We start from the raw sequence: 432 nt of genomic DNA, 5'->3' as shown, positions 1-432 counted from the left end.
GCCGATCACGTGCAGCCTGAACACTTTGTTCATCCTGGCCGGAGTAAGTGCGTAAACAGTGCGCAATCATTTCTTCATCGGGCCAGTAATAGTCTTTATGGCCTTTACTCAGCCGTGGGGCGTGATTCCTCCGTGCGTCGAAGCGGCCAGCCTCGTATTCGTCAGCCGGTAGCGAGCCCCGTTCGGCGGGGTAACTCTGGAAAATCCAAGAGACTTCGTCGATGTGCTTTTGCGCACCGCGATTCCGGCGCTTATAGAAATCATACTCGCTACAGGCCTGCTCATGACCCTGCTCCATGAGATCGCCGTCGATCCATTGAGACAAATCATTCTGCGTCGCATGGCGCATCAAGCCGTAGAGCCAGCGATCAGAGAAGCGTTGAATAAATCCGGCAACTTCAGCCGTTTTCGCGTCCGCGAAAATCATGCAGT

1 pseudogene is annotated in these 432 nt (G+C 54.4%); it reads right to left on the bottom strand.

Going from position 1 to position 432, the window contains the following annotated elements:
• Window positions 1-432: pseudogene (locus tag BK665_RS34585) on the bottom strand (DUF6933 domain-containing protein); the annotation flags it as partial.

Source organism: Pseudomonas frederiksbergensis, assembly GCF_003732665.1.
In the GTDB taxonomy this organism is placed as follows: domain Bacteria; phylum Pseudomonadota; class Gammaproteobacteria; order Pseudomonadales; family Pseudomonadaceae; genus Aquipseudomonas; species Aquipseudomonas frederiksbergensis_G.
This window is presented reverse-complemented; position numbering and strand designations above follow the sequence as displayed.